This is a genomic window from Rhodococcus sp. CX (assembly GCF_015865005.1).
Lineage (GTDB): Bacteria > Actinomycetota > Actinomycetes > Mycobacteriales > Mycobacteriaceae > Rhodococcus.
In genome coordinates this window covers 1-5,510 of record NZ_JADZGH010000154.1, presented here as the reverse complement: position 1 = coordinate 5,510, position 5,510 = coordinate 1, and the positions used below count along the sequence as shown (strand labels likewise).

Annotated in this window: 5 protein-coding genes and 1 pseudogene; 1 reads left to right on the top strand and 5 read right to left on the bottom strand. The window is 70.2% G+C overall.

What is annotated here, in order from left to right:
- Positions 1-72 precede the first annotated feature (72 nt).
- The 3 genes from I0Q12_RS16135 to I0Q12_RS16125 are packed head-to-tail and all read right to left on the bottom strand — an operon-like array spanning position 73 to position 3,240.
- Entirely contained in the window at positions 73-1,200 is a 1,128-nt protein-coding gene (locus tag I0Q12_RS16135) for an NAD(P)/FAD-dependent oxidoreductase (RefSeq protein ID WP_197252874.1), read from the bottom strand.
- Positions 1,201-1,247: 47 nt separating this feature from the next.
- Entirely contained in the window at positions 1,248-2,201 is a 954-nt protein-coding gene (locus tag I0Q12_RS16130) for a phosphotriesterase (protein WP_197252873.1), read from the bottom strand.
- A gap of 55 nt (positions 2,202-2,256) precedes the next feature.
- Entirely contained in the window at positions 2,257-3,240 is a 984-nt protein-coding gene (locus tag I0Q12_RS16125) for a phosphotriesterase (RefSeq protein WP_197252872.1), read from the bottom strand.
- Between I0Q12_RS16125 and I0Q12_RS34895 the strand changes: the two are divergent.
- A pseudogene (locus I0Q12_RS34895) lies at positions 3,154-3,507 on the top strand (TetR/AcrR family transcriptional regulator); the annotation flags it as partial. The gene I0Q12_RS16125 and the pseudogene I0Q12_RS34895 overlap by 87 nt on opposite strands.
- On the opposite strand, the gene I0Q12_RS34890 reads toward I0Q12_RS34895, so the two are convergent.
- Both I0Q12_RS34890 and I0Q12_RS16110 read right to left on the bottom strand, forming a co-directional pair.
- The gene (locus tag I0Q12_RS34890) at positions 3,391-4,890 is read right to left on the bottom strand and encodes a LysR family transcriptional regulator (RefSeq protein ID WP_307846276.1); all 1,500 of its coding nucleotides are present in this window, start codon (positions 4,888-4,890) and stop codon (positions 3,391-3,393) included. The pseudogene I0Q12_RS34895 and the gene I0Q12_RS34890 sit on opposite strands and share 117 nt — an antisense overlap.
- Before the next feature lie 4 nt (positions 4,891-4,894).
- Positions 4,895-5,510 (bottom strand): FAD-dependent oxidoreductase (locus I0Q12_RS16110; protein WP_197252871.1); only part of this gene is annotated, 616 nt, incomplete at its 5' end.

The following is a 5,510-nucleotide window of genomic DNA, read 5'->3' as shown; positions in this document are numbered from 1 at the left end:
GTCGAGGGGGCCGGGCGGTGGGGCGGGCAGGGTCGCGAGGATCTTCGCGATCTCGGGGTGCAGCGCCATGGGTCAGGCCTGTGCCTCGGCGACGGGCTGCTGGGAGGCCGGCTTCTGGCCCGGGAACACGTCGCTGACCTCGTCCTCGGTCCAGCCCTGCCGGGAGATGCGCTGCAGCTCGTCGGTGACAGGCTTGCGTTCGGCCTGGTACCGGGCCAGGGCCTCCTTGACGGAGCCGGCGTCGCGGAGGGCGTCGGTGAGGACACCGGCGTCGAGGATCGCCGAGTTCGCGCCCTGGCCCTGGTGGTGGAGCATGGAGTGGGCGGCGTCGCCGACGAGGACGACGGAGTCGGAGTGCCAGGTCTCGACGGGGTCGATGTCGTAGACACCGCGGACGTTGACCTTGTCCATGTCGAGGCCGGCGGTGATCGCGACGATGCGCTCGTCGAAGCCGTCGACGGTGGCGAGCATGTCCTCCTTGCTGACCTGCGGTGCCCAGTTGCTGTCGGGGCACAGGGCGGTGATGTCGAAGGAGACCTGGTTGCGGTGGCGCAGCGGCAGCAGGTACACCTTGGTGCCCTTGCCGATGTACATGCGCAGGTTGTCGTCGGTGACCATGCCGTGTGCGTCGGCGATGTCGATGACGGCGCGGTAGGCGCGTTCGCCGGAGAACACCGGTTCCTGGTCGCTGAACAGCTGCCGGCGGACGACGGATTTGATGCCGTCGGCGCCGACGACGAGGTCGGCTTCGACGGTGGTGCCGTTGGTGAAGGTGAGGGCGGCCTTGTCGCCGCGGTCCTCGATCGTCTCGAGCTTGTGGCCGAGCTTGACCATGCCCTCGGGCAGCACCCCGACGAGGGCGTCGATGAAGTCGCCGCGGTGGATCAGGTGGGTGTTCTTCTGGTCGCCGTGGGCGGGCCAGGTGTCCTTCATGATCGGATCGTCGGTGGCGGTGAGGATCTCGAAGTAGTCGCTGGGCGAGCTGACGTTGGCGATGGCGTCGAAGATCCCCCACTCGCGGAAGCGTTCCATGCTGGAGGGGCGCAGGCCGATGCCGGCGCCGCCGCCGCCAAGGCCCTGAGCCTGCTCGGCGCGCACGTCACCGTCTACGAACAGGCCACCGAGATCCGCGAGGTCGGCGCCGGCGTAGCCTGCGCCGACGATGGCGATGGTGAGGTTCTTCAGGTCGGAGGACTGCATGGGGGTCTCTCTCTGGGTGGGCGCGGCGATGCGCCGGAGGTGTGTGGTCAGGCCTGGATGGTGAGGAAGTCGGCGGGGTTCTCGACGAACAGCTTGGTGATGGTGGCGTCGTCGAGGCCGGCTTCGCGCAGGTCCGGGATGAGGTCTTCGAACAGGTAGTTCACGGTGTGCCCCTTGACGCCGGGCCAGCCGAGTGGGCTGCAGTTCGCGTCGACGCCGGCCAGGGCCTGATCGAGGTGGCCGGCGCCCAGGAAGCGGAGGAAGTGGTCGAGGCGCTGCCGGCGGGGGCGGGCCCAGAACGGCGGGTCCTCGAGTTCGGTTTCGTAGCCGAAGGTGTCGAATCCGACGCGGCCGCCCTGCTGGGCGATCCAGGTGTCGCGGGTCTTCTCGGAGTTGACGCCGTCGTCGGCGTGCCCGAACAGCACGCGGTGCAGCGGCAGGCCTTCCTCGGTGAAGATGGCGATGGCGTTCTCGGCGTCGATCGCGAGGTGGGTGAGGATCGGGACGCCGGTGTCGAGGGCGGCGCGGGCGGCGGCGCGGTAGATGCGCTTGTCCAGGTCGGTCATCTTGCCGCCGCGGCTGACACCGACCTTGATGACGCCGGCGCGGCTGCCGGTGTCGCCGATGCCGACGGTGATCTCGTGCACGAACTGGCGGGTCAGGTAGTCGACGTCGGCGCGTTCGAAGAACGGCAGGGCGGTGTCGCCGCCGACGAAGCCGGTGCAGGCGACGATGTGCACGCCGGTCTTGGCGGACAGCGACTTGTAGTAGTCGATGTCGCGGCCGTTGCAGATGCCGGTGACGTCGACGAAGGTGCCGCCGCCGTATTCGTGGAACTTGCGCAGCTTCGGGACGGTTTCCTCGTAGCGGACCTCGGGGGTCTTCCACCAGCGGGTGTCCAGTTCGGAGCCGGGCATGCCGTACCCGATGTGCTCGTGGATGGCGACGATGCCCAGTTCCTCGGGCGCGATCGGACCCAGGACGGTGTTCACTCTCGACACAACAATTCCCCTTCGGGACGAAGACTTCGGTGGTGGGTGGTCGGCGCTCGCGCGGTCAGCGCACGCCCAGCAGTTGCTGCGGGTTGGCGGTGAGGATGCGCTGCACGGTGTCGTCGGCGATGCCGGCCGCGGTCAGCTGCGGCACGAACCCGGTCAGCACGTGGCCGAAGGGCAGGTCCCGGGCGGGGTGGCCCTTCGCGACGCCGGTGGCGTTGGACGACAACAGGATCCGGTGACCGAGTCCGGCGTCGACGAGGTCGCGGACGAGGGCCGCGCGTTCGGTGTCGGAGATGTGCTCGTCGTCCTCGGTGCCGACATGGTCGAGGGCGAGGTAGGCGCCGCGGCGGGCGATCTCGGCGGGGACACCGGCGGCGACGGCGTCGCGGCGGTCCAGGCCGCCGACGACGATCCGGTCGGCGGCCAGGTTCTCGTCGAGGGCGATGTCGAGGTCGGCGACGGCGTCCTTGCCGTAGCGCAGCGACACGGCGACGCCGGTGTCGCGGCCGGCGCGGGCGGCGCCGCGGAACAGGCTCTCCTCGGTGGCGGTCATGCCGTCCGGGTTGGCGGCGGTGGCGACCAGGCCGGCGGGGCCGCGGCGCTCGACGCGGGGCACGACCATGCCCTCGGTGACCTCCTTGGTGAACAGGTCGGCGAACTTCTCCGCGGGCCACGGGGTGGGCGGGTTGGTCTGCGGGGTGAGGAAGTAGCCGCCGAGCAGGTTCTCCGGGCCGAGGCCGGTGGAGGCGACGATGTGCACTCCGGAAGCGCGGGAGAGGTTTTCGTACAGCGGCACGTCGCGGCCGTGGAACATGCCGGTGGCGTCGACGAGGGTGCCGCCGCCCGCGGCGCGGAACTCGCGGAGCTTGCCGAGCAACGTGGTGAAGATCTCGGCGCGGTCGAAGTCGATGTCGTAGGCGTGCTGGGCGCCGGGCAGCACCGAGAGCAGGGCCTCGTGGACGGCGACGATACCGAGTTCGGCGGCGGGAACCGGACCGAGAACGGTGTGGACGGTGGGGGTCGCGGTCGCGGGGCCGGTCATCGGCACTTCCTTTCGTCGACGTCGCACGGAGACGTCCGTGGTGCGAGTCACAGTACGGATTCGGATTACATACTGTCAAGTGACTTTGCGACCAGAATCGTCACTGTACCCGTCGGTAAGTCGGGTGCGCCGCTAGGATTCCTGTTCATGTCACTCCGTGCCGCGCAGAAGCAGATGACCTACGAGCTCTTCCTCGCCAAGGCGCTCGAACTGTTCGGCACCAAGGGCTACGCCGCGACCACCATCGACGACATCGCCACCGCCGCGGGCTCCACCCGCACCACCTTCTACCTGCACTTCTCGTCGAAGGCCGACGTGATGAGCGCGCTGCTGACCAAGGTCGACTCGATCCTCACCGCGGCCGACGACCCGTCGCTGACCGCGGTGATCGCGTCCGGCTCCCGCGCGCTGATCCACCAGTGGCTCGACCGCAAACTCACCCAGTGGGACGAGATCAAGCCCTACATGACGGCCTCCTACCAGGCGGCGCACGACCCGGTCGTGGCCGCGAAGACCGAGCAGTGGTTCGAGGACGCGGTCACCGACATGACCGAGGGGCTGAACCAGTCCGGGCGGCTGGACCCGGACCGGCGGCGGATCCGGTGCGTGCTCGCCTTCGGGCAGCTCGAACACATGTCCCGGCGCTACTTCTCCATCGGCTGGCGCACCCCGCGCGAGATCTGCCTCGAGGAACTGACCGACTCGTGGTGCTATCTGCTCGGCGTCGAAATCGGTGGCGGCGACCAGGATCTCGCGCAACCAGCCGATGAATTCGGTGTCGGCCAGGCGCGGATTCCACACCATGTCGATGCCCAGGGGCGGCACCGGCAGCGGGAATTCCTCGATGCGCAGCGGCATCTGGCGGCGCATCTGCATCGCGACCCGGTAGGTGTGGATCGCGACCCCACCGGCGCGTCCCACCAGGTGCGGCACCAACAGGAAATCGGAGACCAGCCGGCCGATCCCGTAGGGCACCCCGGCCGCGTCCAGCGCCGCGTAGGGCGTGATGCGGTGCCGCGCGTCGTAGGTGGTGTGCGGCACCGACTCCAGCAGCTCGAGCGCCGAGGCGTCCGGGGCGGTGTCGGGATGGGCGACGACCACCCACCGGTTCTCGTAGAGCCGCTCGCGCGGATAGGGCGCGGAGAACGCCTCCGACACCAGCACCACGTCCACCCCGTCGTCGGTGAAATCGGCCGGCTGCGGCTCGACGAAGGTACGCAGCCGCACCGTCGCATGCGGGGCGCGCTGCGCGATCAGCCGGGTCAGTTCCGGGCCGACCACGAAAGCGGTGCTGTTGGTCATCGCCAGGGTGATGGTGCGGGTGTCCCGGGCCGGGTCGAAGCGGGGGAAGTTCACCACCCGCGCGGTCTGCCGCAGCATCTCCCGCAGCGGCGCGATCAGCTCGAGAGCGCGGGGGGTGAGCGCCAGCCCACTCCCCTGCCGCACCACCAGCTCGTCGCCGATCAACCGGCGCATCCGCCCCAGGGCGTGGCTCATCGCCGGTTGCGTCATCCCGACCCGCGCGGCGGCGCGGGTGACCGAGCGTTCCTCGAGCACCGCCAGCAGCGGGACCAGCAGGTTCAGGTTGATCGCGGCCAGCCGCGCGAGGTCGGGATCGGCGGGGTGCTCCGGGGGTGGATTCACCCACATGAATCTAGCCGGACGTCGTGACCGTGCCGGGGAGCTGTCCGGTGGCCGCGGCGCGCCGCAACCGCGGAATCGGGATGCGGTGGTTGATCGCCACCGCCACCCCGGCGCCGTCCGGATGCCGCCAGTGCAGCAGCGCCGGCCCGTGCGGATCCTCGCCGGCGAGGAAGGTCGGGTCCCCGTCCACCGGCAGATGCCCGATCGCCTTGAGATGCAGCCCGAACTGTTCGGTCCAGAAGTACGGGTCGGCATCGAACTCGGGGGCGTCGTCCCCGCGCAGCAGAGCGACCGCGGCCACGCGGGCCTGCTCGATCGCGCTGTTCCACAACGGGATCCGGCGCACGATCCCGCGGACCGGGAGGTGCGCGACGTCCCCGGCGGCGACGATGCCCGGCGCGACCCGCCCGCGGGTGTCGGCGACCAGGCGGCCGTCGGTGAGCAGCCCGGAGTCCTGCAGCCACTCGACGTTGGGGATGTCCCCGATCGCGGCGACCACCAGTTCGGCGGTGACGCGGGTGCCGTCGTCGAGGGTCACCGCGCCGGCGTCGACGCCGGCGGCGGTGCCGTAGACGATCTTCACGCCGGCGGCGGTCGCGGCGGTGGTGAACACCTCGGACAGATAC